This is a genomic window from Oceanisphaera sp. IT1-181 (assembly GCF_033807535.1).
GTDB lineage: Bacteria > Pseudomonadota > Gammaproteobacteria > Enterobacterales > Aeromonadaceae > Oceanimonas.
This window is the reverse complement of sequence record NZ_CP136856.1, coordinates 3290026-3315737: the sequence shown is the minus strand read 5'-3', so window position 1 is coordinate 3315737 and position 25712 is coordinate 3290026. Positions and strand designations below refer to the sequence as shown.

The window sequence follows — 25712 nt, the reverse complement described above, 5'->3', positions numbered from 1 at the left end:
TCAGAGCATGAAAAAAGGGAAACTTAGCGTTTCCCTTTTTATTTAGCTATTTGTTTATGTAGCTGTCTAGTTGGCTTGGCGAACCGCGGCGGCACCTAGCATAGTGTGCAGTAGCTCGTGGGCATCGAATTTGGTCAAAGCTCTATCGGCACCTACTTGCTCCGCATAGCTCAGGCTCATCTCGCTGCTCAGCGAGGAGTGCAAAATAATCCAGGGCTGATGCAGGCTAGGATTGTTGCGCACTTGAAAAGCCAGCTCGTAACCGTCGAGCCCCGGCATCTCAATGTCGCTCACTAGAATATCTATCGGCCTGCCGCTGGCTTGCGCTTCTAAGATGCGCGCCATGGCATCACTGCCATCATGCGTCACCTGATAGCCGATATTTTTACGATCCAATACATCACTCAACTGCTTGCGGGCCACGATGGAGTCATCCACTAGTAGGATCGATAAGCCGCGCAGGGTCTCTACTTCCATATCATTGAGCAGCACATCTTTGCTATTGAGCGATTCAGGATAGACTTTGGCCAACAGTAGCTCTAAATCCAGCAACTGAATTAAGTCGCTATCTATGGTCACCAGCCCAGTAATAAAGGCGTTTTTGCCTAACGCCTTGGGTGGGGGTGACACATCTTTCCAGTCGGTTTCCACGATGCGCTGCACCTTGCGCACCATAAAGCCTATCTCTTTACGATTCACATCGGTGACAATCACAGACGCGGTGGCGCGCTCTTCAACTGTTAACGGCGCATAGCCGATGGCTGCAGCCATATCTATCACTGGCAGGGCCGAACCTCTAAAAGTGGCGGTACCAATCACGGTACTCTGACTACTGGGAAGTTTGGCCAAGCGAGGTAACGGCATGATTTCGCGAATTTTCAGCGTACCTAAGCCAAATAAGCGCGTGCCGGCTAATTGAAACAGCAGCAGTTTTTGCAGCTGCTTGGGATGTTTACTCATACATTCACATACTCGTTTAATTTGCAGAATGGACACCTGACAAGGAGTACGGGCGGTATTTGCAGGCGAGATTATATGAAACGCCAACTTGGTAAGTCCAGCCAAAAAGGGTGAGCAAGCTAGCAGGAACTACAAATAATCGGCTGCTTCATGAGCGATAAATTAGAAGCTGAAATTTGCAAGCCAAGTGAGGCTAAACACGAGACAAACCGCTAAAAAAAAGCCGCTTTTTTTAGCGGCTTTATCTCAGAGCTAAACCTTATGCGACGTCACTTTTGATAAGGTGCACATCCATTTGTGGGAACGGGATGCCGATGTTGTTGGCATCTAGCTCGTTTTTAATCTTCTCGAGTAAATCGAATTTCAGTGCCCAATAATCCGTGGCATTCACCCAAGGGCGCACAATAATATCGACCGAAGACGCGCCCAAGTTGCTGACCGCAATGCGAGGTGCGGGCTCTGGCAGTACGCGTGGGTCTTCGTTAATAATGCGCTCCAATACCTCTTTGGTTAACTTTAAATCGGCACTGTAAGACACGCCTATTTCTAAGTCGAGGCGGCGAGTTTTCTCTCTGGAAACATTAATGATTTTATCATTTAATATTTTAGCGTTGGGCACCACTATCATACGGTTATCGGCCGTCATCAAAATAGTGGTAAATATTTGTACCGAACGTACTGTCCCTGCAGTACCTGCCGCTTCTATGTAATCACCGGCCTTAAAAAACCGAAAACCAATCAGCATTACGCCGGCGGCAAAGTTGGACAAAGAGCCCTGCAAGGCCAAGCCAACAGCGAGGCCAGCAGCACCAATAATGGCGACAAAGGAAGCGGTTTGTACGCCTACTCGGCCAAGAGCGGCGATAATGACAAACGCCAGCAGGGCATATTTGATCATGCTGGTAATAAAGTCAGAAATCGTATTATCAATATTGCGTTTTTTTAGCAGTGAATTAACGCCATTGGTCAGGGTTCTCACCAGCATAAAGCCGATCATTAAGGTGATAATAGCGGCGACGATATTAACGCCGTAGCTGAGTAACAAGCTTTGGTTATTTATTATCCAGCTTTGGGCCTGATTAATGACTTCAGGGGTCAGGGTATTAGTATCCATGTGCTTTCTCTGCTTGGTGATGCCAGTCAATAACACTCGAGGAGCATGATGAATGGCATCACTTAATATATGTGGTGTTATTCAGCGGCGACGGGAGTGATCTGCATCAGTAGCAGTTGCCAATGATCCTCAAAGTAGAGCGTAGGCTTAATGCGAAATTGGCTACGCACATATTGATTAATGCGTCCCTCAATATAGGCCAACAGTAGATTGGCTAATACTTTTTCATCGGCAGCAAACCCTTCTCCTTCGTATAACTTGCGCTCACGCATCACTTGCTTGAATTGGGTCTCAAGGCGTTCAAACAGCTGATTGATGCGGGCTAACAAGCGCTCGTGCTCGCCTTGCAGGGCGTCGCCATTAAGTAAGCGAGTAATGCCAGGGTTACGTTCACAAAAGCCTAAAATCAACTGCATGATGTAACGTAGTCGCAGGGCGCTGGCTTTTTCATCGTGCAAGATCAGGTTAATACGCGAGAACAGGGTTTCTTCGATAAAGTCGATTAAACCCTCGAACATCCGTGCCTTACTGGGAAAATGCCGATATAAAGCCGCCTCAGACACCCCCACTTCGGCAGCGAGTTTAGCCGTGGTGATGCGCTGCCCAGGACTTGCTTCCAGCATATGAGCCAGAGCTTGAAGAATTTGCTCACGGCGATTTATTTTTGGTTGAGGTGTGGTCATAGCGGTGCTTACTCGATTATTGGCGACCAGAAGAGCCGAAACCGCCTTCTCCCCGTTCGCTTTGGTCAAACTCATTAACGAGTGTAAATTGTGCTTGCACCACCGGCAAAATAACCAGTTGTGCGATGCGCTCACCGGGCTCTATGGTGAATGATGCGCTCCCTCTGTTCCAGCAAGAGACCATTAACTGACCTTGATAGTCGGAGTCAATCAGGCCCACTAAGTTGCCCAATACTATGCCGTGTTTATGCCCCAGCCCTGAGCGCGGTAAAATGGTGGCGCACAGGCCTGGGTCTTTAATGTGAATCGCCATACCCGTCGGCAAAAGCTGCGTTTCACCGGGCGCGAGCGTGAGCGGCGCATCTAAACAGGCGCGCAAGTCCAGCCCAGCAGAGCCAGGTGTGGCATAGGCGGGCAGGGGGAGGTCGGTGCCCACTCTAGGGTCAAGAATTTTCAGTTCAATGGGAGTCATAATATCGTTCTGCTATTAGGGTGAGAAGATGGTGTGCTAATTGATTTTTATTGGTGAGCGGTAAGTCCACGTGGCCGCTGGGCCAGAATACGCTGAGCGCATTGTCATCACTATTAAAGCCTTGGCCGGCCAGCGCCACGTTATTGGCGGCTATCATATCTAATTTTTTACGGCTGAGCTTATCGCGTGCATAAGTTTCTACATCTTGGGTCTCGGCGGCAAACCCTACCGTAAAGGGCTTATCGGCCAAGGCCGCTACGCCCGCCACTATATCGGGGTTTTTGGTCAATTCTATGACCAGCGTATCGACGCTGGTTTTTTTAATCTTTTGGCTGGATACGGTTTTGGGTGCGTAATCGGCCACGGCGGCACAGGCGATAAAAATCTGCTGCTGATGAATAGTCTGCATCACGGCGGCCTGCATTTGCTTGGCACTTTCTACATCGATGCGGGTTACGCCAGCAGGGGTAGTTAAGGCGACAGGACCGGTCACTAGGGTGACCTCGGCGCCCAGAGCCTGGGCTGCTGCAGCCAGTGCGAAGCCCATTTTTCCTGAACTGTGATTAGACAAAAAACGTACCGGATCTAATGCTTCGCGGGTGGGGCCTGCGGTAAGCATCAGCTTAAGGCCCGCTAAAAGTTGGCCGGTGGGTGGCAATAAATCTGCATGCAAAGAATCTGAGTGCAAAAAATGCTGCTCGATTAAAGCCACTAACTCCATAGGCTCTAACATGCGGCCAGAACCTATGTCGCCACAGGCTTGTGCACCTTGCGCTGGGCCCCAAATATTCACGTGCCGCTCATGCAGCACCCTTAGGTTGTGCTGAGTGGCCGCGTGGCGATACATCTGCTGATTCATGGCGGGCGCCACCGCCAAGGGGGCCGGCGTGGCTAAGCACAAGGTGGTGAGTAAATCATCGGCCAGCCCTGCGGTAAGTCGCGCTAAGGTATTGGCGCTGGCCGGCGCGATCAGGATTAAGTCGGCCCATTTGGCCAGCTCAATATGGCCCATGCCCGCTTCAGCGGCGGAGTCTAGCAAGGCATCAGACACCGGCTCACCGGAGACGGCTTGCAGGGTGAGCGGCGTGATAAAGGCCTTGGCGGAGTCAGTCATAACTACTCTTACTTGGGCATGGCGCTCTTTAAGTCGGCGCACCAGCTCGGCACTTTTATAGGCCGCAATACCGCCGCTCACGCCGATTAAAATACGTTTTCCTACTAATGACATCACTGTTTTCCCCCTGCTGACCGAACGGCAAGATTATCATAAAAAATTGCCGTTGGCGGTCTCTCTCAGGCTTTAGGCTAGTCTTAGAGCTAATCGGCCCCGCGACCCTAAATCGATACTCCCAGCGTTTATAGCCGATGATTCATTACGACAAGGAGGTGGTGATGAGCATTAAAAATTGGCCGTTAGGCGAGCGGCCCCGAGAAAAACTATTGAGCCGCGGGCCAAGCAGTTTATCGGATGCAGAATTATTGGCGATATTTTTACGTACCGGTACCAAAGGCATGGATGCGGTGAGCTTGGCGCGCGCCTTATTAGAGCAATTTGGTTCGCTTAGGCAATTACTGTTGGCCGATCAGCAAAGCTTTTGCGAAAAGCCTGGTTTGGGTTTGGCCAAATATGTGCAATTGCAGGCTAGCCAAGAGCTGATGCGCCGCTTTTTAGATGAAAAGCTGATGCGGGCCAACGCCCTCACTAATCCTGAGCTGACACGAATGTTTTTACAGTCGCGATTGCGGGATCAGGCGAGGGAAGTATTCGCATTATTACTGCTTGATAATCAGCACCGGGTTATCGAGTTTAATGAGTTATTTTTCGGTACTTTGGACGCGGCAGCTGTGTATCCGCGAGAAATCGTCTCTCTAGTGCTGAAACGGGGTGCCGCGGCGGTGATTTTGGTGCATAATCATCCGTCCGGGGTCGCCGAGCCCAGTCATGCCGATCGTTTAATTACTGAACGTATTCAAGCCGCCTTAGGGTTGCTGGATATTCGCGTATTAGATCATTTAGTGGTGGGAGACGGCGAAACCGTCTCGTTTGCCGAGCGCGGTTGGCTATAAATTGCTGCATTTTTTGGCTTTTTGTTGATCTTGGGCTCGGTATACTGTATAAATTGCCGCCTTATTTTGCCCCGATAGACGGCCAACGGGGTGATTGATTGCTCGAGCAAATAGTAAGATTTGGAGAAGACTGACATGTCTAAAGTATGCCAAGTAACTGGTAAGCGACCAGCTGTTGGTAACAACCGCTCGCACGCCAATAACGCTACCAAGCGTCGTTTCCTGCCTAACCTGCAAAGCCACCGCTTTTGGGTTGAGAGCGAGAAGCGTTTTGTAAAACTGCGCATTACCACTAAAGGTATGCGTATTATCGACAAAAAAGGTATCGACAGCGTCTTAGCAGACCTGCGTGCCAATGGCGTAAAAGTTTAAGGAGTTAACCGATGGCTAAAGGTATTCGCGAGAAGATCCGCCTGAACTCAAGTGCTGGTACTGGTCATTTCTACACTACGACCAAGAACAAGCGCAACATGCCTGAAAAAATGGAAATCAAGAAATTTGATCCCGTTGTTCGTCAGCATGTAATGTACAAAGAAGGCAAAATCAAATAGATTTTGCTCTCTTTAAAAAAAACCCAGCTTCGGCTGGGTTTTTTTATGTCCGTTATCTTAGATATACTGCCCAGATGCCGAGAAGGAGAGCGTGAATGCCAGAATTACCCGAAGTTGAAGTCAGCCGCCAAGGTATCACTCCCTTTATGTTGGGCGAAACCGTGATGCGGATAGTGGTACGTAATCCGAGCTTGCGTTGGCCGGTACCCAGCGAGTTGCAAGAAATGGTGAGCTTGACCATTACCGGCGTGCGCCGGCGTGCTAAGTATTTATTGCTGGAAACCGATTGGGGCACTGCCATCTTGCACTTAGGTATGTCGGGTAATTTGCGCATATTGGATCACGGTACACCGCCCGGTAAGCACGATCATGTGGACATTGAGCTGAGTAATGGCAAGTTGCTACGCTTTAATGATACGCGCCGTTTTGGCTGCGTGTTATGGACCCGAGAGCCCGCCGACCAGCATGCATTGCTGGCGAAATTAGGACCTGAACCGCTGACCGATGACTTTCATGCGAGCCATCTCTTTGAACGCAGCCTGAAACGGAAAATTGCGGTTAAGCAATTCATCATGGATAACCATGTGGTAGTGGGGGTTGGTAATATTTATGCTAACGAGTCCTTGTTTAGCGCCGGTATTCACCCCGAGCTGCCTGCCAATCAAGTGACGCGGCAGCAATACGCGGCTTTGACTATCGAGATCAAGCTAGTGTTAGCCCGCGCCATCACGCAGGGTGGCACCACGCTGAAAGACTTTACCGGCAGTGACGGCAAACCCGGCTACTTTGTCCAAGAGCTACAAGTGTACGGCCGCGCTGAGCAGCCCTGCGGCGCTTGTGGCGGCTTATTGCAAGAAATCCGCATGGGCGGGCGCAGCACCGTGTTCTGCCCGCGATGTCAGCCGAGAAAGGGCGCGTGAGGAGGGAGGAGTAAAGTGTGAAGGGTAAGAGATAAACATAGCCGAGCGCCCAGCTCAAAAAAGACTAAAGATCGATTTGCAACGCAACCCACATTCTCTGTTTACGATAAGCACGGAAAAATAGAGATCAGACCTGAAAGGGATTTAATTGGTAAGACCAAACTATCCTGCTTCTCAGGACTTGCAGCTAAAGCGCAAGGCTACAGACGCCGTGCGCTTTAGCTGACCGCTTAGGCTTTGTTCTAGATTTACCAATAACAATATCTTGTCACTTTTCGATCTTATCTCAGCTTAATTTTTCCGCAGATTCCGTGTTCTTCCGTTGCAAAAATGGATTGGGGTTTGTTTTTGGTCTTAGCTCTTAGCTCGAAGTTAGGTGCTAGAGGCTAACTTCAAAGTAACGGCTTGAGCCACCGCGTCGGGTACAAATTGGCTGATATCGCCGCCGTGAATGGCCACTTCTTTCACCAAGGTAGACGAAATAAAAGAGTTCTCTTCTGCGGGCGTTAAAAATACGCTTTCTAATTCCGGCATCAGACGGCGATTCATATTGGCCAGCTGAAATTCATATTCAAAGTCCGACACGGCGCGTAAACCACGCACTAATACCTTGGCGTTATGGTCTTTAGCCAAGTCGATCAACAAGCCAGAAAAGCCCACCACAGTCACATTAGGCAACTGCTGAGTCACGGCCTTAATTAAGCTCACTCTCTCTGCTAGCTCAAACATGGGTCTCTTACTGGGGCTAAACGCTACGCCCACTATTACCTCGCCAAACAGTTGTGAGGCTCGCTCAATTAAATCTAAATGCCCATTGGTAATGGGATCGAAGGTGCCGGGATAAATAACTCGAGTGCTCATGCTGGTTCCTTATAATTGCGCAACCGTCAGAAAGTTTGAGGTAGAATGCTTGAGGTAGAATAGTACCGCATAACGGCCAGTGGGAGAGCCAGGTGACAAAACGAGTTTTAGTAGTACGTAACGATAAGATTGGCGACTTTATGCTGGCGTGGCCCGCATTCGCCTTGCTAAAAGCGTCTACTGATTGCCATATAACGGCGTTAGTACCCGGTTATACTCAGCCTTTAGCCGAGCTGTGCCCCAGTATCGACGAGGTGATTATCGACCCAGGTAAAGCTGCCGGCGAATCTGAGCAAACAGCGTTACTCAAGATGCTTAAATCTGGCAAATTCGACGCTGTTATCTGCTTGTTCTCAAATTTTCGCAACGCTAAGCTAATGTGGCAAGCGGGCATTAAGCAACGTTGGGCGCCGGCCACCAAGCTAGCCCAAGTGTTGTATAACCACAGAGTTAAGCAACGACGCTCCCAATCGGCTAAGCCCGAATACGAATATAACCTAGATCTGGTGTGCGCTTTTCTACAGCATAATCAACTGGCCATTATTGAGCCTCAAGCGCCATATCTGAGCTTTGATGCAGCCGATTTAACTGACTTTAAAATCGCCCAAGGGCAGCAATTAGGCATATCCGCGGACCAGCCTTGGTTATTGGTGCACGCAGGCAGTGGTGGCTCGGCCAATAACTTATCGATTGCCCAATACGCGGACTTGACTCGTCGCCTACAAGCCGCTTATCCGCAGCTACAAGCAGTGCTCACCGCAGGGCCTGGCGAGCAAGCGTTGGCGCAACAAGTGGTAGACGCAGTTGGCCAAGACGCGCTCGGTCAAGGGGCCGCCGGTCAAAGGACAGTGCTGGCCCATGACTTGCCGTTGCCGGACTTTTGCCGATTATTAGCCTGTGGCAGCTTGTTTATTGCCGGCAGCACAGGCCCGCTGCATATAGCGGCCGCATTGGATGTACCTACTGTGGGTTTTTTCCCGCTGCGCCGCTCGGCCACACCACTGCGTTGGCGGCCCCTGAATAGCGAAGGCCGCCACTTGGCATTTCATCCACCGGCGAATGCAGAAGTGGAAGACATGAGCCAAGTGGACATGGCCGAGGTAGCGAGTGCTATTACTCCTTGGGCCCGTGAGTATGTGTCTTAATCCATAAGTCTGCGTATTTTACGAAAGTCGAATGGGCCGATAGCACGCTCAATAAAAAACCTTGTTTGCCATCGAGAAAACCGGCTTTAAGCACATACATTTTTATAAAACAGCCGAGGCCATGGAAAATGCCTTGGCTTATTGATGCTTGTTTGCCTCTAAGCTGGCGTTGCTCCGCCCATGCCCGCGCATAACCTGCGGACTTTACGAGGTAATGCTCTAAGTTTTGATAGGTATAATGCAGCAGATCCCCCTGCAGCTTTTTAACTTTAACGCCTTTGTTAATATGCACTTTTTCATGCACCAGTGCATCGTTGTAGCCAGTTAATGCTTTAGGATAAAGGCGCAGCACGCGATCCGGATACCAGCCGCAATGGCGAATAAAACGACCAAATACCCAAGACAAGCGCGGTATCGAATATACCGTATTTGCTTTTGGTTTAGTTAATGCCGCCTCGATACTGGTTTTAAGCTCTGGAGTGACCCGCTCATCCGCATCTATCCATAGCACCCAATCGGACTGCACATGGCTTTGGGCAATTTGGCGTTGCTTACCAAAGCCCGGCCATTCGCTATTCACAAAAAAACGGGCGCCAGCAGATTCCGCCACCGCTTGGGTGTCGTCTGTGCTGCCTGAGTCCAATACTACAATTTCATCCACCCAATCTAGGGTCGCTAAACAGTCAGCCAAATTTTCGGCTTCGTTTTTGACGATTAATACCGCGGCTAGGGTCGGGCGAGTACTCATTAAACAGGCTCCTGTAATAGATTAAAATCATAGATGATGCGCTCAAACAGCGCAGTAACTTGCTCAATATCGATACGTTGCATGGCGTGCGCGTCTTTTACACGGGTGCGCCAAGGCAGCTGTTCGGTGGTTTTACCGGTTTCAGCCAAGAGAGCGGCGTCATAGACGCTCACTACATAATCGCGGCAATAATAGGGACCGGTGCGTGCCGGGTTATGGTGGGCGTATAAGCCCAGCACGGGCGTCCCAACTAGGGTCGCCATGTGGGTTGGCCCTGTATCGGGTGCTACTACTAATCGCGCTACTTTAATTAACGCTAATAATTGCGGTAGACTGGTCTCCCCGACCAGATTCTTGGTGATATGGGGCGTTAATTCGCAGATCTGTGCCGCTAGCTCACGTTCTTGCAGAGCTGGGCTGCCAATCAATACTACCTTCATGCCTTTGTGGTGGGCGTACTCGGCAAGCTTGGCGTACCCTTCGGCAGTCCAGTTTTTATAAGCTTTACTGGCTGCGGGGCAGATCAATAATAAAGGCTGCTGTGTTTGATAAGGTTTAGCCCACAGCACTGCTTCATCGGGTAAGTCGAGCGACCAGTGGGGCGTGACATCGGTTAAGCCGAGGGCTTGGCCAAATGCCATAAAGCCATCCACCACATGTTCGCCGAGAGGGGCCACTTTATAATTGGTAAATAACCATTGGCCATCTTTAGCGCGAGACTTATCGAAGCCGAGTCGATACTTGGCGCGTATGCCTAAGCTAGCAATACTGGCGCGCAGTGCCGCCTGCATATGCAGTAGCGCATCAAACTCACGTCCCTTGAGTGCTCGCCACAACTGGCGGTAAGCGTGCCATCCGGCCGACTTATCAAACACGATAATCTCTACCTTTGGCAGTAACTGCAGTAAGTTAGCTTCAACCTTGCCCGTTATCCAGGTGATCTTGGTGGTTGGCCATTGTCTTTGTATCGCCTGCACTAAGGCGATGGTATGGCAGCAGTCGCCAATGGCAGATAAGCGTAATAAACAGAGACTAATAGGGGGCGCATCGAACAAGGCCATAGGGAAATCTCCATAATTTGAGTCAGGCATTATGCAAAGGCTGACCAGCCATGTAAAATCTGTGTTTTCGGCTTGGGGGAAACGACAGTGGAGCGCATTGAGCACGGTTCAGAAATTATCTGGTATGACCCGGAATGTTTTGACTCATTTCAGCGTGATTTTTTTGAGATCGACTACTGGCGGGAACAAAACGCCATTTGTGGCAAAGCCGTTGGCCGTAACACCACTTGGTTTGTAAAAGATGCGGTGTGCGACAAGGTACTGCGCCATTATTACCGCGGCGGCATGATAGGTCGAGTGATGGAAGATACCTTCTTGCACGTCGCCGAGTCTAAAAGTCGCGCCATGGCCGAATTTACCGTATTAGCTAAATTATACCGCCGTGGCTTACCCGTCCCTCGCCCTTGTGCTGCTCGCATGGTGCGCTCCAATTTAGTTTACCGAGCCGATATTATATTGAGCTTGGTTGAAAACTCGCTTGATTTAGTCGCCGTGTTAAAAGAGCGCGCCTTAACCAAAGAAGAGTGGCAAGCCGTAGGTGAAACCATTCGCCGCTTTCATGATGCGGGCCTTTATCATGCCGATTTAAATAGCCACAATATCTTGCTCGATACCGATGGCAAAGTCTGGTTGATTGACTTTGATAAGTGCCATTTTCGCCAGCCCAACACTTGGACTCGCGAGAATATGGATAGATTGCTGCGCTCGTTTCGCAAAGAGAAAGGCTTACATCCCGAATTTCACTGGCAAGAAGCCGATTGGCGCGTCTTATTAAATAGTTATAAAGCCAAGTAATTAATCTAAATTAAACAAAAAAGAGCCAACTCTTGGCTCTTTTTTTTAGATAAAATTCTGCATACATTGCAGTGTTTTATTAATGGCCCCTTTATTCTCGTTTACCACATCGAGGGCATTGTTGCCTAACTGTAGGCGGCGGGGCTTATCCCTGAATAATATTATTAAGGTGTCGGATAAGGTGATGGCATCGCTTACCGTGATCAGCGCATCCTGCTCAAGCAACCTTTGATAAATATCAGTGAAGTTAAATATCGAAGGGCCGGTAAGTACCGGTTTAGCTAAGGCAGCAGGCTCCAGTAAGTTATGACCACCGCGTACAATTAAACTGCCCCCCACAAAGGTGATATCAGCGGCTGCTAACATGATAGGTAATTCGCCCATGGTATCACCCAAATAGACCTGACTATCAATAACGAGCGTGGTCTGAGTGCGGCGAACTAACGTTAAACTTTGCTGCTTTACTAATTCCGCCACTTGAGCGAAACGCTGCGGATGACGAGGTACCAAGATCAATAACGCATCGGGCAGTATTGTTAATAGTTGTTTATGAGCCGCCAGTATTTGTTCATCTTCCCCTTCATGAGTTGAAGCGGCAATCCAGACTGGGCGCTCAATACCTAGCTGTATACGTAACTGCTGCCCTTGTTGATGTACCTCTGCACCGTAATCAATATCAAACTTAATGGAGCCAGTAACACTCAGCTTGTCGTTGGCCACGCCTAGATCAGAAAAGCGCTGGGCATCTGCGGGATATTGGCAGGCGATGTGGCTGATATTTTTTGATAACAGTCTAAAAACAGCGTGAAATCGTTGATAGCGAGTGGCAGAACGAGCGGAGAGCCGCGCATTCAACACCATAACCGGCAATTGCCGCTTGCCACAGGCTTGTAGCCAATTGGGCCAGAGCTCAGTTTCCATGATCAGTAGCGCGCGTGGCTGCATGCGCCGCAAAAACAGCGCCACCGCCCAAGGAAAGTCTAACGGCGCATAGCGATGCTCGATTAAATCACCTAGCTTCTCCGCTAAATCAGCACCGGTGCGCGTAGTAGTAGTGACCAGAATTGGCAGTTCTGGGTATTCGGCCTTCAGAGCTTTGATTAGCGGGGTAGCGGCGATGATTTCGCCCACACTCACCGCGTGTAGCCAAATAGGATTTTGTTGTCTGGAGGTTGGCACTAACCCTAAGTGCTCAGACCATCGCTTGCCAAAACCCGGCTTGCCTTTTTTAGGCCAATACAATATTGCCAATAAAATTGGGCTAAAAAGGTGGGTTAATATGTTATACAGCAAAGAAGTCATGATGTTTTAAGATGCTGCAAAGTAGTATTTATGCCAGATAATACTTGCTCAGGTGAAGGCAAACTGGCATCTGCATTCATCACAATGTGATGATATTCATAAGACGGTGTATAACGAAAAGGTACCGTTGAATAAAAAATACCGACGGTGGGCGTGTGAGTGGCAATCGCTAAGTTTCTTATGCCCGTATCCGTGCTTACCACTAAGGTAGCTTCTGAGAGTAATTGAGCTAGTTGTGCTAACTCAAGGCAAGGCTGAATGGAGAAGTTCTTATGGCTTGTTAAGTGCTGCAACGTGCCACCTTTTTCTTTTTTATTTAATCCCTCTAGAAATATATGCTGATATTCAGGGAGTTTTTGTACTGCTTTTTCTAATAATTTTGCTTGCTCTGTAATTGGATACATTTTTGATTCTTGAGATGCACCATTAAAATATACTATAAAAGGTGTGCTGATGTTTTTATGATCAGTATTGTTAGGATATGAAAAGTCTAATGGATACTCAGGGTTGTGACCGATTATTCTTAGCATATCCAGCATCGTCTCTATTTCAGAGCTAAAGTCGGATCGAAAAACGGCTACATCATATAAAAGTTTATTTAAAATAGAACGGTAAGGGAATCCTATCTTCAATGTAGCTTTCGATAATGCTGTCATCCAGTAGGATCTATTAGTTGCAGCTAAATCAAAGATAATATCCTGTTCAGGTAAGTTTTTGATATTAGCGATTTTTTCAGCTAGGTTTATTTCAGATTTCATATCGGGCCCGTGCATGATGTGCACACTATCTGCAAGATCACTAGGCATACCATACTGATAGTTAGATACGGCACAGAGCGTAATGTGAGCGTTTGGGAAAAACTTTCTAGCCTCGACCAAAAATGGACGAGTAATGACTTGGTCGCCTAATGCGGCATGTCTAATCACGGCAATGTTTTTTATATTGTCGGGGTTGAAGTTGTTCGCTAAAAAGTAACGAGCTTTCTTATTAGCATAACCGCCTTTTTCGAACCATAAATGCTTCATACGATTTCTCATTCTATTCCCGTTCTTGTAATTTATTAATAGCATTGATCACTAGCTGTGGCGCTAGGTCCTTTAAGCATTTTAAATGACCTAGTGGACATTCACGTTGAAAGCAGGGTCTGCATTCAATATTTGTATGTACGACGGCTACTTGCTCCGCCAACGGGGGCGTATATTTGGGGGAAGTAGAGCCATAGACAGCAACCAGAGGGCGTTGTAAGGCGGCTGCAATATGCATTAATCCGGAGTCGTTAGACACCACCATAGCGCTTAGCGCCATCAGATCAATGGCTTGGTGCAGAGATGTTTTGCCTGCCAGAATATGGCAGTTGGATTGTAATGCTGCTGGCAAAGAATGACGTATAGTTTCGGCGACGGTAATATCTTTGGCGGAGCCAAAAATCCACACTTGTTTACCTTGCTCAATTTGCTGTTTAGCAACCTCCGCATAATGCTGTTCAGGCCACCGCTTCGAAGGGCCAAACTCGGCTCCAGGACACAGGCTTAATACTGGCCTACTCGTATCTAACTGCAGCTCTGCCACTGCGAGTTGTTGGTTTTTCTGGTCAACAGTGAGGGCAGGCCAAGGTAAATTTGGCAGGCAATGGTTATCTATCATGTGCGCTTTGGGGTAGGCTAAGGCGTCATAGCGCTCAACCATGAGCGGAAAACTCCGCTTATTACTGCGTAAGTCATTGAGTAGGCCATAGCGATATTCGCCTTTCCAACCGGTACGCTTCTTAATGCCGGAAAATAGCGGGATCAGCGCTGACTTCAATGAGTTAGGCTGCACGATAGACCAATCGTAGTTTTGTGCCTTGAGCTGCCGCCCGAGACGAAAGCGTTCGAACAGCTTAAAATCACCATGGCCTAGCGGCATGACGATCGCCTTGTCTACCTCAGGCATGCGCTCCAGAAGAGCACAGCACCATGCCGGCGCCAACACATGCAGCTCGGCATTAGGGTGTTCTTGCTTAATACTAATGTACAGGCTTTGTGACATTACCATGTCGCCAACCCAAGACGGGCCTATGACTAAAATTTTCATAATATTCACGCTAGTAGCTATCAATCGATGAGTCGTTTAATTGATAAAAGTGTACGCCTATAATTTATTTTTACACATGTCAATTTATATTTGTTTAACATAATTATCGGCTACATTTCATCTTATGGCGCATTGATTCTGTTAAAGATGGGCCTTTTAACAGGAATAAAAATATTTTCATGTGTCTTTTGTTTTTTGTTGCTTTTTTAAGTTCTTTAATTATATATCTAAGTTTTATTAAATTTCTAGGTAGTAAGCTATAGTTTTTTTCTAACATATAGAAAAGTGAAATATAAAATTCTTTTTCAATATCTAAACTTCTTTGCGTACTGGCACCACAGAAATGAATTATTTCTGCAGCGGGATTATAATAAATATCATAACCGTTTCTTTTCGCTCTAATACTAACGTCTTCTTCTTCACAGTAAAGGAAAAAGTTGGTGTCTAACCCCCCCAGTTCATTAAAACAACTTTTCCGAAAAAACATTGCAGAGCCGGAAATCATAGGGACAGATACCGGTGATAGATATTTTTTCTTTCTTGGAGGATATGCTTCTTTATTGAATATCCGGCAGACAGAGCTACCTAACCATTTGTTAGCGACAGTAGGAGGATAGTTAAAAGATGGAGTGTAATTTTTTTCGCCGTCAAATATTTTAGGACTCGCTAGTCCTACGTTATGATTTTTGTCCATAAATTCAACTAAATTATCGATGGCGCTATTTAGTAATAGACAATCATTATTTAGTAAAAAAATATATTCACCGTAGGAAAAATTGGCACCCAACATGTTGCCCATAGCAAAACCAGTATTTAATTTTGATTTTATATACTTCACATTTTTGCTTTGTTTCTGATGCCATAATTCTAGCGCATTTCGCTCCTTATCTTCAGAGTTGTTATCTACAATAATGACTTCTATTTCTGTTTTTGTTTTTTCTAGTATTGATTCAACACATTTTATAGTGTGAATGGTAGAGTTAAAATTTATTATGACAATCGAAACTTTCATAAATACTCTATTTTATAATGAAGTATTACCCTTTACTTCATTTTGGCTTAGTGTGTTAATTTAAAGAGTAATAACATGGTTGAGCATAAGTATCTAATTGATTAAGTGTTTTTATAGCTAGGTGGAAGTTTTTCAATGTAAATTTCCGATAATTTTCGCACGTGATTTTGTATGGAAAATAATTTTTCAGCTCTCTCTTGAGTTAGTCTAGAAATATTTATATTAGTATGCTGTTGAATTTTATTTATGGCTAATGCAAAGCTTTCAGCGGAGTCAGGGGAAGCTAACAATCCGGTATTTTCAATAATTTCTGGCAACGCTCCCGAATCTGCAGCGACAATTTTCCTTCCTGCAGCCATGGCTTCAATAGCTGTTAGACCAAAAGCCTCATTTTGTGAAGGTATGCATACCACATCCATGATCGCTAGTAGATTGGCCATATCCGATCTAAAACCAGAGAAAACAACTTTATCAGTTAGTTTGGCATCATCTATCTTATTTTCTAACCCTCTAACAAAATCTTCATCTGCGCCATCTTGTGCGCTTAGCCCACCAACGATTAGTAACTTTGCGTCTTTAAATGCGCTATCGTCTTGCAATAGTTTAAAAGCATCGAGCAGTACGCAATGTCCTTTACCTGGGCAGAGTCTTCCAGGCAGCCCAATAATGAGCTGCTGATCTGTTAGGCCTAACTCTTGTTTAATATCGTTTACTGTTCTGTCTGGTTTTTTAAATTCAGTACCTAACCAAAGCCGTTTTATTTTACTTGGATCTACGGGAAGCGCTTTAATATTACGGGCTAAGGTGACATCGCTGATAGACAGAACTTGATCGACATGGCTGTATATCCAACGATGCAGAAAATCTTTTTTCGGACGAGTTACGCCCATATGCTCAGTAAAAATGACTCGACAGCCGATCATCTTTTTTAGTATGGCAGCCAGGCGCAAGTCGCTTGATTTATGACAATGTAATACAGAAACATTGCGCTCTTTAAGCCAGTTAACTAACGTGCGAATCTTGAACAAAGCATTCGCTTGACTACTAACTTCGAAAACGTCACTTCCTATGTCAAGGAAAGACTGCGCCACTTTGCCGCCTTTGAAGCAAATAGCCACCGCTTCCCAGCTCTGCTCTGGTAAATATTTGCTGACGCGCGCTGGATACATTTCTAAGCCACCCCAGCCTTTAGAAAGGCAGATATGAGCAACGCGGTGGTTAGAATTATTGGTGCTGGTCATTACTTATTCAACCAAGCCATGTATTCGCTGGTGCCCTCGGCGACGGTTTTAAATTTGTGCGGATAACCGGCGGCGCGCAGTTTGGTGAGGTCCGCTTGGGTAAAGCTCTGGTAGCGGCCTTTTAACTGCTCGGGGAAGGGGATATATTCAATTTCTCCCTTGTTATGGTGCTTGATCACGGCTTCGGCGACATTTTGGAACGGCTCGGCTTGGCCGGTGCCGCAGTTAAAGATGCCGCTCACTTCTGGGTTTTCCCAGAACCACAGATTTACTTTGCATACGTCTTCTACATAGATGAAGTCGCGCATTTGGCCGCCATCAGGGAAGCCGTCACAACCGGCGAATAACTTAGGGTTTTCGCCTTTGTGCAGTTGAGTGTTGAGGTGGAAGGCCACGCTCGACATGCCGCCTTTATGCTGCTCACGCGGGCCGTAGACGTTGAAATACTTTAAACCCACTACTTGTGAGCTGATCTCTGGCATTAAACGGCGTACATATTGGTCGAACAATTGCTTAGAGTAGCCATAGACGTTGAGCGGCTGCTCATATTGCGGCTCTTCAATAAAGTTGTCGTTACGCCCGCCGTAGGTGGCTGCAGATGAGGCATAAATAAACGGAATTTCACGCTCGATGCAGTAATGCAGCAAGTCTTTGGAATATTGATAGTTATTTTCCATCATGAATTTGCCGTCCCACTCGGTAGTGGCTGAGCAGGCGCCTTCATGAAAGATAGCTTCAATGCCGCCCCATTCTTCAAAGTCGTCGCCGGAGAAGATGCGCTGGATAAACTCGTCTTTGTCGAGGTAGTCGGCAATGGTCAGATCCACAAGATTCACAAACTTGGTGCCATCTGTGAGGTCGTCGATGACCACAACGTCGGTGCGCCCTTGGTCGTTCAGGGTTTTTACTAGGTTACTGCCGATAAAGCCGGCGCCGCCAGTCACTATGATCATCAGATTTGCCTCTGGTTGGCCGGAGAGTCCGGCGTCACTAACAATAAAATTGGCGTAAGTTTATCACGCTTAGGGCTGAGAAAACTAACTCGGCTGCCTGTGTTATTATTTAGCAAACTACCTTGAGCTTTTGGTTCCCATGATAAAAACCAAAGAACGAATTGTGGCCGCCGCCTTGCAGTTGTTTAACGAGCAAGGCGAAGCCAATGTCACTACCAATCATATAGCGGCGCATTTGGGCATCAGCCCTGGCAATCTGTATTACCATTTTCGTAATAAAAACCACATTATCGCGCGTATATTTTTGCAATACAGCGAGCATTTGCGCCAGAATTTTACCCCTCTTAGTGGACCTGTAAGCAGTAGCTCTGCGAGCCCGGCGATGTGGTTTCATTATTTGGATGCTACTTTCTATGTGATGTGGGAATTTCGCTTCTTTTACGCCAATCTCAACGATATTTTGCAGCGTGATCCCGAACTGCATCAGCAATATCTGGCGGTGCAGCAAGAGCTGACGTTGAATTTGCAGGCCTTGTTGCGTGAGCTGAATCAACAGCAAGTACTGATCATTGCCGATGCAGAGATAGCGCCGTTAACGGATGTGCTAAAAATGCTGGTGTCGTTCTGGGTTAGCTATCAGTCGGCGCAATCACTGACGCCGCATATTAGCCAAGCGGTGTTATATGAGGGTGTATCGCGGATATTGTTGCTGTTAAAACCTTATTTTCACCCAGAGCTTGGGCTGGAGCTGAGTAGTTTGATGGCACATTATCAGGCACTGGCGGCCAAACCCAGTGATCCCTTTCACAAGTAGCGCCAATCAGTAGAATATCCTGTGTTAAATCCGCGGCACAGGCGTAAAGTGAGCTGAACAATCCTTAAGTAGTCAGATTGATAGTAGGAATTCCGTATGTCAGCGCCATTTTATGCTCATTTATCTAACCAGCTTGCACAAACCCAAGCCGACGGTCTGTTTAAGCAAGAACGCATTATTAGCTCAGCGCAAAGTGCGGCCATTACGGTCGCTGGGCAAGAATCAGCGGGCCAAGAAGTGCTTAACTTTTGTGCCAATAACTATCTTGGCCTCGCCAATCATCCTGAACTGATAAAAGCCGCCAAACAGGGGCTCGACAGTCATGGTTTTGGTATGGCGTCGGTGCGCTTTATCTGCGGCACTCAAGACTTACATAAGCGGCTAGAAGCCGATATCTCTGCCTTTCTCGGCATGGAAGACACCATTCTTTATACCTCCTGCTTTGACGCCAATACGGGTTTATTTGAAACCATACTCGGCCCCGAAGACGCCATTATTTCTGATGCTCTAAATCATGCCTCTATTATTGATGGTGTGCGCTTGTGCAAGGCTAAGCGTTATCGTTATGCCAATAACGACATGGGCGAATTAGAGGCGCAGCTAACACAAGCCAAAGCCGATGGCGCACGTTTTATCTTGATAGCCACTGATGGCGTATTCTCGATGGACGGCGTGATTGCTAACTTATCTGCCATCTGTGACTTGGCCGACCAGTATGGCGCCATGGTGATGGTGGATGACTCCCATGCAGTGGGTTTTGTTGGCGAGCAGGGGCGTGGCACTCACGAATATTGCCAAGTAATGGGGCGGGTGGATTTGATCACCGGCACCTTGGGCAAGGCACTAGGCGGCGCATCGGGCGGCTATACCTCGGGTAAGAAAGAGCTTATCGACTGGCTGCGTCAGCGCTCACGCCCTTATTTATTCTCCAACTCGGTAGCGCCCGCTATCGTTGCCGCCTCTATCAAGGTGCTTGAACTGCTAAAAGACGGTGATGCGCTGCGCGAAAAAGTGCGTGAGAACAGCGCCTATTTTCGCCAGCACATGACGGCCGCCGGTTTTACCTTGGCCGGTAACGACCACGCCATTATTCCGGTGATGCTGGGCGATGCAGCCTTGGCGGCAGAGATGTCGGATCGTTTATTGGCGCGCGGTATTTACGTGATTGGTTTTTCCTTCCCAGTAGTGCCCAACGGTCAGGCGCGCATTCGCACCCAAATGTCGGCGGCACACAGTCGTAAACAGCTGGATAAAGCGATTGCTGCTTTCATCACCGTGGGTCGTGAACTAAAGGTCATCGAGCAAAGAGGTAAGGAGAACGCATGAAAGCTTTAGCCAAATTAAAAGCGGAACCGGGCATCTGGATGACAGACGTGCCTGAGCCCGAGGTAGGTCATAACGACTTACTGATTAAAATCCGTAAAACCGCCATTTGCGGCACCGATATCCATATTTATAACTGGGATACGTGGTCGCAAAACACCATACCCGTGCCCATGGTGGTGGGCCATGAATACGTGGGTGAAGTGGTAGCCATGGGCCAAGAAGTTCGTGGCTTTGCGGTGGGCGACAGAGTTTCAGGCGAGGGACATATTACCTGCGGCCATTGTCGAAATTGCCGTGCCGGTCGCACCCATTTGTGCCGCAATACCATAGGCGTGGGCGTTAATCGTCAAGGCGCCTTCGCTGAATATCTGGTGATCCCGGCTTTTAACGCTTTTAAATTACCCGATGAAGTGACCGACGATTTAGCCGCTATTTTTGATCCCTTCGGTAATGCGGTACACACAGCACTTTCTTTCGATTTAGTGGGCGAAGATGTGTTAATCACCGGTGCCGGGCCTATCGGTATTATGGCCGCCGCCGTGGCACGGCATGTGGGCGCGCGACACGTGGTGATCACTGACGTGAACGAGTACCGACTGGATTTAGCCCGCCAGATGGGGGTGACCCGTGCGGTGAACGTGGCTGAAGAGGGGCTTGATACGGTAATGCGAGAGTTAGGCATGACCGAAGGCTTTGATGTGGGGCTAGAGATGTCCGGCGTGCCGGCGGCGTTTTGCGACATGCTGGATAAGATGAACCACGGCGGAAAAATTGCCATGTTGGGCATTCCGCCTAGTGAGATGGCCATCGATTGGACTAAAGTTATCTTCAAAGGCTTAGTGCTAAAAGGTATTTATGGCCGAGAAATGTTTGAGACTTGGTATAAGATGGCCAGCCTTATTCAATCGGGCTTGGACTTAACCCCTATGGTCACTCATCACTTTAAGGTGGATGATTTTCAACAAGGGTTTGATGCCATGCGCTCCGGCCAATCCGGCAAGGTGATCCTCGACTGGACTTAAGACACTCGCGTCATTAAAGGAGGCTAGATTGTAGAGTCAGCCTCTTATTTTAAAAGACGTTTGTCCGCGCTATTTGTTAAAACTATTTGTTAAAACTATTTGTTAGAAATACTTGTTAAAGCTATTACTTAAAGCCAAGGCTCGCTTACACCGCGCCTTGGCTTTTTTTATCGTTGCTGCTATCGGCCAAACAGTACGACCAAGCGGGTGTTAGTTAAGCGCGTAAACCGCGGCTTGCTTCACAATTTTTACATTTGGGTCTTAGCTTAAGCAGGGCTTAGCATATTTCGCTTGTTAAACAATCACGCTAAGGTTAGAAAAAGAACAGTCCGGACTCATTCCGGCGCAATCACTCAATGGATAGAGGGAAGCGAGATGAGCACATGGAATAAAAAGGCACTGACTACGGCGATATCGATGGCGTTAGGTTGTGGTGTTGTGTTTTCAGCGTCAGCCGAAACCGTGAAGATAGCCATTGCTGGGCCCATTACGGGGGCAGTAGCACAATACGGTGATATGGAGTTTACCGGTGGGCGCATGGCGGTCGAGCTGATAAATAAGTCCGGTACCTTGGGTGAGTACACCTTAGAGGCCGAGGAATACGATGATGCTTGCGACCCTAAGCAGGCGGTGGCGGTGGCTAACCGTATCGTGAACGACGGTATTCAATTTGTAGTGGGTCACTTGTGCTCAGACAGTACCTTGCCGGCCTCTGATGTGTACGACGATGAAGGCATTTTTATGATCACACCCGCCTCCACCAATGCGGTGATCACCGAGCGCGGCCAGCCGTTGGTGATGCGTACCATAGGCTTGGACAGTGATCAGGGGCCAACGGCGGCTAAATATATCCTAGAGAAAGCAAAGCCTGAGCGCATCGCCATTGTTCACGATAAAAAACAATACGGTGAAGGCTTAGCTTCCAGCGTACGCGATGAGCTAAAAGCGGCCGGGGTTGAGGTGGTGGCATACGAAGGGGTGACGTCTGGCGATAAAGACTTCTCCACTTTGGTGGCGAAACTGCAAAGAGATAAAGTGGACTTTATCTATTACGGCGGCTACCACCCAGAACTAGGGCTGATTTTACGTCAATCCGCAGAACGAGGCTTTAAGCCGCGCTTTATGGGGCCAGAAGGCGTAGGTCATAAAGATATTACTTCGATTGCCGGTGATGCCTCTGAAGGCTTACTGGTGACCTTACCGAAAAAATACGATCTCGATCCGGCCAACATTGACGTGGTACAAGCGATTCAGGCGAAAGGGTTGGATGCCAGTGGGCCATTTGTCTGGACTACTTATGCGGCAGTGGAAGTGATTGCCGAGGGCATTAAACGGGCGGGTTCAGATCCTGAAGCCGTGATCAAAGCGTTGCGTAGCGAACCGGTCAATACGGTAATGGGTCCTTTGTCTTGGGATGATAAAGGTGACTTGGTGGGCTTTGAATTTGGCGTGTTTGAGTGGCATAAAGACGGTACCTCAACGCAGATGTAATAACGAATATATAATCCAACTGAGCTCGCATTAAGGGCGAGCTCAGTGAGTCAGCGGTTAGGCTCTTGTAAGCCCGCGCTGCTACCTTATTTAAGCCTGCTCTCGCCTGCGCTTACGACCTGCTCTTACGACAAGGAAACGTTGTATGTCTGAGCCCTTTCTGTATTTCACTCAGCAATTACTTAATGGCCTCACCATAGGCAGCACTTATGCCCTGATCGCCATTGGCTATACCATGGTGTATGGCATTATCGGCATGATCAACTTCGCCCACGGCGAGGTGTATATGATAGGGGCTTACGCTTCTTTTATGGTGATGACCGGCTTGCTTATGCTGGGTATCGATAGCACCTTGCTGCTATTAACTGCAGCCTTCTTGGCGAGCATTATTCTTACCAGCGTGTATGGCTACTCCATCGAACGCGTGGCTTATCGGCCACTGCGCGGCAGTAAACGACTGATTGCACTGATTTCTGCCATCGGTATGTCGATATTTTTACAAAACATGATGCGGCTTTTTCAAGGCTCGCGAGATGTGGCTATGCCGCGTTTGATCTCGGGTGGCTGGAACTTTGGCGAGGGCGACTTTCAGGCGTCTTTGTCTTATATGCAGTTAATTATCTTCGCCGTCACCTTAGTGACCATGGCGCTCTTGTCTTTGTTTATCTCTCGCTCGCGCATGGGCCGCGCCTGTCGAGCCTGCGCTGAAGATCTTAAGATGGCGAACTTGCTCGGTATCAACAGCAATACGGTGATCTCCTTAACCTTCGTGATCGGGGCGGCATTGGCGGCGGTGGCAGGGGTGTTGCTCGGCTCATATTACGGGGTAATTAATCCTTATATTGGTTTTATGGCGGGGCTAAAAGCCTTTACTGCTGCTGTGCTGGGTGGCATTGGGAGTATTCCAGGCGCTGTGATTGGCGGCGTATTATTAGGGGTCACCGAAGCCATGACAGGCGCATATTTCAGCACCGAATACAAAGACGTAGTCTCATTTGGCTTGCTGATTGCGGTGCTGTTGTTTATGCCAACCGGCATCTTAGGTAAGCCGGAGGTAGAAAAAGTATGAGGACCTTAAAAGCGGCGGCGATGGCCAGCCTATTATTTTTAGTGTTAGCCGGTTGGTTAATGGGGTTCCGACTCGAAACAGAAGGCACGCAATTGGTGGTCACCAATCGCCTAGATAGCACCTGGCAATGGCTGGCGCTGGGGTCGGGCTTGGTATTTGTGGCTCAGCTGCTGCACGCCCGGGTACGCCAAGGGCTACGTCTTGTCCTAGACCGTAAAGGCAGCTTTTCATTGCCTGCCCCAGAAGAGCGGCCGGGTTTGTATCGCATGATGACGGTATTGGTGCTCGCTACCTTACTGATCTGGCCTTTTATGGGCTCACGTGGTGCGGTAGATCTGGCCACTTTAACGCTGATTTATGTGATGTTGGGCTTAGGGCTGAACGTAGTGGTGGGGTTAGCTGGCTTACTGGATTTAGGTTATGTGGCCTTTTATGCGGTGGGTGCTTATAGCTATGCGCTGCTCAATGCCTATTTTGGGCTAGATTTTTGGACCTGCTTATTAATCTCTGGCGCCATGGCGGCCTTATTTGGCTTCTTACTCGGCTTTCCGGTGTTGCGCTTGCGCGGTGATTATCTAGCGATAGTGACGCTGGGTTTTGGGGAGATTATTCGTATCTTACTGAACAATATGACAGAGATAACTGGTGGCCCTAACGGTATTGCCGGCATCCCTAAGCCCACCTTATTTGGTCTGCAATTTGAACGCCGCGGTGATAATACCTTTCATGAATTTTTTAATATTGCCTATAACTCCAATCATAAGGTGATTTTTCTGTATTTATTGGCGTTGATCTTGGTGGTGTTCACCATTTTCGTGATCAATCGCCTATTGCGTATGCCCATCGGTCGCGCGTGGGAAGCGCTGCGCGAAGATGAGATTGCTTGTCGTTCGCTGGGCTTAAATCCCACCTTAATCAAACTCAGTGCCTTTACCATAGGTGCGGCTTTTGCTGGCTTTGCAGGCAGTTTTTTCGCGGCTCGCCAAGGCTTTATTAGTCCAGAGTCGTTCGTATTTATTGAGTCGGCCATTATTTTAGCCATAGTGGTATTGGGCGGCATGGGCTCACAAATAGGTGTGGTGTTAGCGGCCAGCGTCATGACCATATTGCCGGAGCTGACGCGCGAATTTAACGAGTATCGGATGTTGTTATTTGGCTTGTTGATGGTGCTGATGATGATCTGGCGACCACAAGGTTTGTTGCCGATGCACAGACCACATATGGAGCTAAAGCCATGACCGCTTTATTAACCGTCTCCGATCTCAGCATGCGCTTCGGCGGTTTGGTGGCCGTCGATCAAGTAGCGCTCAGCCTACAAGAACGGCAAATTGTCTCCATTATTGGACCCAATGGCGCCGGAAAAACCACCATCTTTAACTGCTTATCGGGTTTTTATCGGCCCAGTAGCGGCCAAGTGCAGTTTAAGGACTACGCCATCGCCGGTATGCCGGGCTTTAAAATTGCTCGCCTTGGCATGGTGCGCACCTTTCAACATGTGCGTTTATTTAAAGAAATGACGGTGCTAGAAAATCTGTTAGTGGCCCAGCATCATCATCTTAATACTGGTTTTTTAGCCGGATTGTTTAAAACACCCGACTTTCGGCGTTCTGAACGCGAAGGGCTAGCGTTAGCCCATTACTGGTTAGAGAAAGTACGACTCACGGAATTTGCCAATCGAACCGCAGACAACTTGTCTTACGGCCAGCAGCGACGGCTTGAAATCGTGCGCTGCATGGCGGCACGGCCGCAATTGCTGATGTTGGATGAGCCCGCCGCCGGTCTCAACCCGAATGAAACTCATGAACTCAATGGTTTGATCCGTGACTTGCGCGATAACGAAGGCGTAAGCATCTTGTTGATTGAGCACGATATGAAGTTGGTGATGGGCATTTCTGATTATATCTATGTGGTGAATCAGGGTCGGCCTTTGGCCGAAGGTACGCCAGAGCAAGTGCGTACTAATCCCGAGGTGATTAAAGCCTACTTAGGTGAGAGCTAGACATGGGTGAAAGCAGAATACAGGAGAAACCTG

27 protein-coding genes are annotated in these 25712 nt (G+C 48.1%); 13 read left to right on the top strand and 14 right to left on the bottom strand.

The window, feature by feature from the left end:
* Window positions 1–66: 66 nt before the first annotated feature.
* The 5 genes from R0134_RS14765 to coaBC all read right to left on the bottom strand — a co-directional run bounded on the left by R0134_RS14765 (window position 67) and on the right by coaBC (window position 4457).
* Window positions 67–960: a chemotaxis protein gene (locus tag R0134_RS14765; RefSeq protein ID WP_319782708.1), complete on the bottom strand. Its 894-nt coding sequence runs from the start codon at window positions 958–960 to the stop codon at window positions 67–69.
* A gap of 259 nt (window positions 961–1219) precedes the next feature.
* Complete coding sequence (gene mscS / locus R0134_RS14760) at window positions 1220–2059, bottom strand: small-conductance mechanosensitive channel MscS (RefSeq protein ID WP_319784385.1); 840 nt, start codon at window positions 2057–2059, stop codon at window positions 1220–1222.
* Window positions 2060–2151: 92 nt separating this feature from the next.
* Window positions 2152–2757, bottom strand: coding sequence for a nucleoid occlusion factor SlmA (slmA, locus tag R0134_RS14755; RefSeq protein ID WP_319782707.1), 606 nt, complete (start codon window positions 2755–2757; stop codon window positions 2152–2154).
* A 16-nt stretch (window positions 2758–2773) separates the two neighbouring features.
* Window positions 2774–3232, bottom strand: coding sequence for a dUTP diphosphatase (gene dut / locus R0134_RS14750; protein WP_413641467.1), 459 nt, complete (start codon window positions 3230–3232; stop codon window positions 2774–2776).
* A complete protein-coding gene (gene coaBC, locus R0134_RS14745) occupies window positions 3216–4457 on the bottom strand; it encodes a bifunctional phosphopantothenoylcysteine decarboxylase/phosphopantothenate--cysteine ligase CoaBC (RefSeq protein WP_319782705.1) in 1242 nt (413 codons plus the stop codon). The genes dut and coaBC overlap by 17 nt, the downstream gene beginning before the upstream one ends.
* 164 nt (window positions 4458–4621) lie before the next feature.
* On the opposite strand from coaBC, the gene radC reads away from it, so the two are divergent.
* The 4 genes from radC (at window position 4622) to mutM (ending at window position 6767) form a co-directional block, all read left to right on the top strand.
* Complete coding sequence (radC, locus tag R0134_RS14740; protein WP_087036285.1) at window positions 4622–5296, top strand: RadC family protein; 675 nt, start codon at window positions 4622–4624, stop codon at window positions 5294–5296.
* 135 nt (window positions 5297–5431) lie between these two features.
* Entirely contained in the window at window positions 5432–5668 is a 237-nt protein-coding gene (rpmB, locus tag R0134_RS14735) for a 50S ribosomal protein L28 (RefSeq protein ID WP_087036287.1), read from the top strand.
* Window positions 5669–5679: 11 nt separating this feature from the next.
* Window positions 5680–5847: a 50S ribosomal protein L33 gene (gene rpmG / locus R0134_RS14730; protein WP_087036289.1), complete on the top strand. Its 168-nt coding sequence runs from the start codon at window positions 5680–5682 to the stop codon at window positions 5845–5847.
* Between the two features lie 95 nt (window positions 5848–5942).
* On the top strand, window positions 5943–6767 hold the full coding sequence (mutM, locus tag R0134_RS14725; protein ID WP_319782704.1) for a bifunctional DNA-formamidopyrimidine glycosylase/DNA-(apurinic or apyrimidinic site) lyase: 825 nt from the start codon (window positions 5943–5945) through the stop codon (window positions 6765–6767).
* Between the two features lie 372 nt (window positions 6768–7139).
* On the opposite strand, the gene coaD is transcribed toward mutM, so the two are convergent.
* A complete protein-coding gene (gene coaD, locus R0134_RS14720) occupies window positions 7140–7628 on the bottom strand; it encodes a pantetheine-phosphate adenylyltransferase (RefSeq protein WP_319782703.1) in 489 nt (162 codons plus the stop codon).
* 140 nt (window positions 7629–7768) lie between these two features.
* Between coaD and R0134_RS14715 the strand changes: the two genes are divergently transcribed.
* Window positions 7769–8773, top strand: a complete 1005-nt coding sequence (locus tag R0134_RS14715; protein WP_319784384.1) for a glycosyltransferase family 9 protein — start codon at window positions 7769–7771, stop codon at window positions 8771–8773.
* Here the strand turns inward: R0134_RS14715 and R0134_RS14710 are convergent.
* The gene (locus R0134_RS14710; protein ID WP_319782702.1) at window positions 8742–9521 is read right to left on the bottom strand and encodes a glycosyltransferase family 2 protein; all 780 of its coding nucleotides are present in this window, start codon (window positions 9519–9521) and stop codon (window positions 8742–8744) included. The genes R0134_RS14715 and R0134_RS14710 overlap by 32 nt on opposite strands.
* On the bottom strand, window positions 9521–10582 hold the full coding sequence (locus tag R0134_RS14705; protein ID WP_319782701.1) for a glycosyltransferase family 9 protein: 1062 nt from the start codon (window positions 10580–10582) through the stop codon (window positions 9521–9523). The genes R0134_RS14710 and R0134_RS14705 overlap by 1 nt, the downstream gene beginning before the upstream one ends.
* An 87-nt stretch (window positions 10583–10669) precedes the next feature.
* Here R0134_RS14705 and R0134_RS14700 point away from each other — a divergent pair, with 87 nt between their 5' ends.
* Window positions 10670–11377: a 3-deoxy-D-manno-octulosonic acid kinase gene (locus tag R0134_RS14700; RefSeq protein WP_319782700.1), complete on the top strand. Its 708-nt coding sequence runs from the start codon at window positions 10670–10672 to the stop codon at window positions 11375–11377.
* Window positions 11378–11422: 45 nt separating this feature from the next.
* Here R0134_RS14700 and waaA read toward each other — a convergent pair whose 3' ends face one another.
* The 6 genes from waaA to rfaD all read right to left on the bottom strand — a co-directional run bounded on the left by waaA (window position 11423) and on the right by rfaD (window position 17958).
* Complete coding sequence (gene waaA / locus R0134_RS14695; protein WP_413641410.1) at window positions 11423–12679, bottom strand: lipid IV(A) 3-deoxy-D-manno-octulosonic acid transferase; 1257 nt, start codon at window positions 12677–12679, stop codon at window positions 11423–11425.
* Window positions 12676–13704, bottom strand: coding sequence for a glycosyltransferase family 9 protein (locus tag R0134_RS14690; RefSeq protein WP_319782699.1), 1029 nt, complete (start codon window positions 13702–13704; stop codon window positions 12676–12678). Before R0134_RS14690 ends, waaA begins: the two co-directional genes overlap by 4 nt.
* Before the next feature lie 13 nt (window positions 13705–13717).
* Window positions 13718–14752, bottom strand: a complete 1035-nt coding sequence (gene waaF / locus R0134_RS14685; protein ID WP_319782698.1) for a lipopolysaccharide heptosyltransferase II — start codon at window positions 14750–14752, stop codon at window positions 13718–13720.
* A gap of 103 nt (window positions 14753–14855) precedes the next feature.
* Window positions 14856–15764 carry a glycosyltransferase family 2 protein gene (locus tag R0134_RS14680; protein WP_319782697.1) on the bottom strand — a complete coding sequence of 303 codons (909 nt, stop codon included), beginning with the start codon at window positions 15762–15764 and terminating at the stop codon, window positions 14856–14858.
* 101 nt (window positions 15765–15865) lie between these two features.
* A complete protein-coding gene (locus R0134_RS14675; protein WP_319782696.1) occupies window positions 15866–17005 on the bottom strand; it encodes a glycosyltransferase family 4 protein in 1140 nt (379 codons plus the stop codon).
* On the bottom strand, window positions 17005–17958 hold the full coding sequence (gene rfaD / locus R0134_RS14670) for an ADP-glyceromanno-heptose 6-epimerase (protein ID WP_319782695.1): 954 nt from the start codon (window positions 17956–17958) through the stop codon (window positions 17005–17007). The genes R0134_RS14675 and rfaD overlap by 1 nt, the downstream gene beginning before the upstream one ends.
* A 139-nt stretch (window positions 17959–18097) precedes the next feature.
* Here rfaD and R0134_RS14665 point away from each other — a divergent pair, with 139 nt between their 5' ends.
* The 7 genes from R0134_RS14665 to livG all read left to right on the top strand — a co-directional run bounded on the left by R0134_RS14665 (window position 18098) and on the right by livG (window position 25679).
* Window positions 18098–18772: a TetR/AcrR family transcriptional regulator gene (locus tag R0134_RS14665; protein ID WP_319782694.1), complete on the top strand. Its 675-nt coding sequence runs from the start codon at window positions 18098–18100 to the stop codon at window positions 18770–18772.
* Between the two features lie 96 nt (window positions 18773–18868).
* Window positions 18869–20098: a glycine C-acetyltransferase gene (locus tag R0134_RS14660; RefSeq protein WP_319782693.1), complete on the top strand. Its 1230-nt coding sequence runs from the start codon at window positions 18869–18871 to the stop codon at window positions 20096–20098.
* Entirely contained in the window at window positions 20095–21120 is a 1026-nt protein-coding gene (tdh, locus tag R0134_RS14655; RefSeq protein WP_087035657.1) for an L-threonine 3-dehydrogenase, read from the top strand. The genes R0134_RS14660 and tdh overlap by 4 nt, the downstream gene beginning before the upstream one ends.
* Before the next feature lie 375 nt (window positions 21121–21495).
* A complete protein-coding gene (locus R0134_RS14650) occupies window positions 21496–22611 on the top strand; it encodes a branched-chain amino acid ABC transporter substrate-binding protein (protein WP_319782692.1) in 1116 nt (371 codons plus the stop codon).
* Between the two features lie 145 nt (window positions 22612–22756).
* Complete coding sequence (livH, locus tag R0134_RS14645) at window positions 22757–23680, top strand: high-affinity branched-chain amino acid ABC transporter permease LivH (protein ID WP_319782691.1); 924 nt, start codon at window positions 22757–22759, stop codon at window positions 23678–23680.
* Complete coding sequence (locus R0134_RS14640) at window positions 23677–24918, top strand: high-affinity branched-chain amino acid ABC transporter permease LivM (protein ID WP_319782690.1); 1242 nt, start codon at window positions 23677–23679, stop codon at window positions 24916–24918. The genes livH and R0134_RS14640 overlap by 4 nt, the downstream gene beginning before the upstream one ends.
* Window positions 24915–25679, top strand: coding sequence for a high-affinity branched-chain amino acid ABC transporter ATP-binding protein LivG (livG, locus tag R0134_RS14635; RefSeq protein ID WP_319782689.1), 765 nt, complete (start codon window positions 24915–24917; stop codon window positions 25677–25679). The genes R0134_RS14640 and livG overlap by 4 nt, the downstream gene beginning before the upstream one ends.
* Window positions 25680–25712 lie beyond the last annotated feature (33 nt).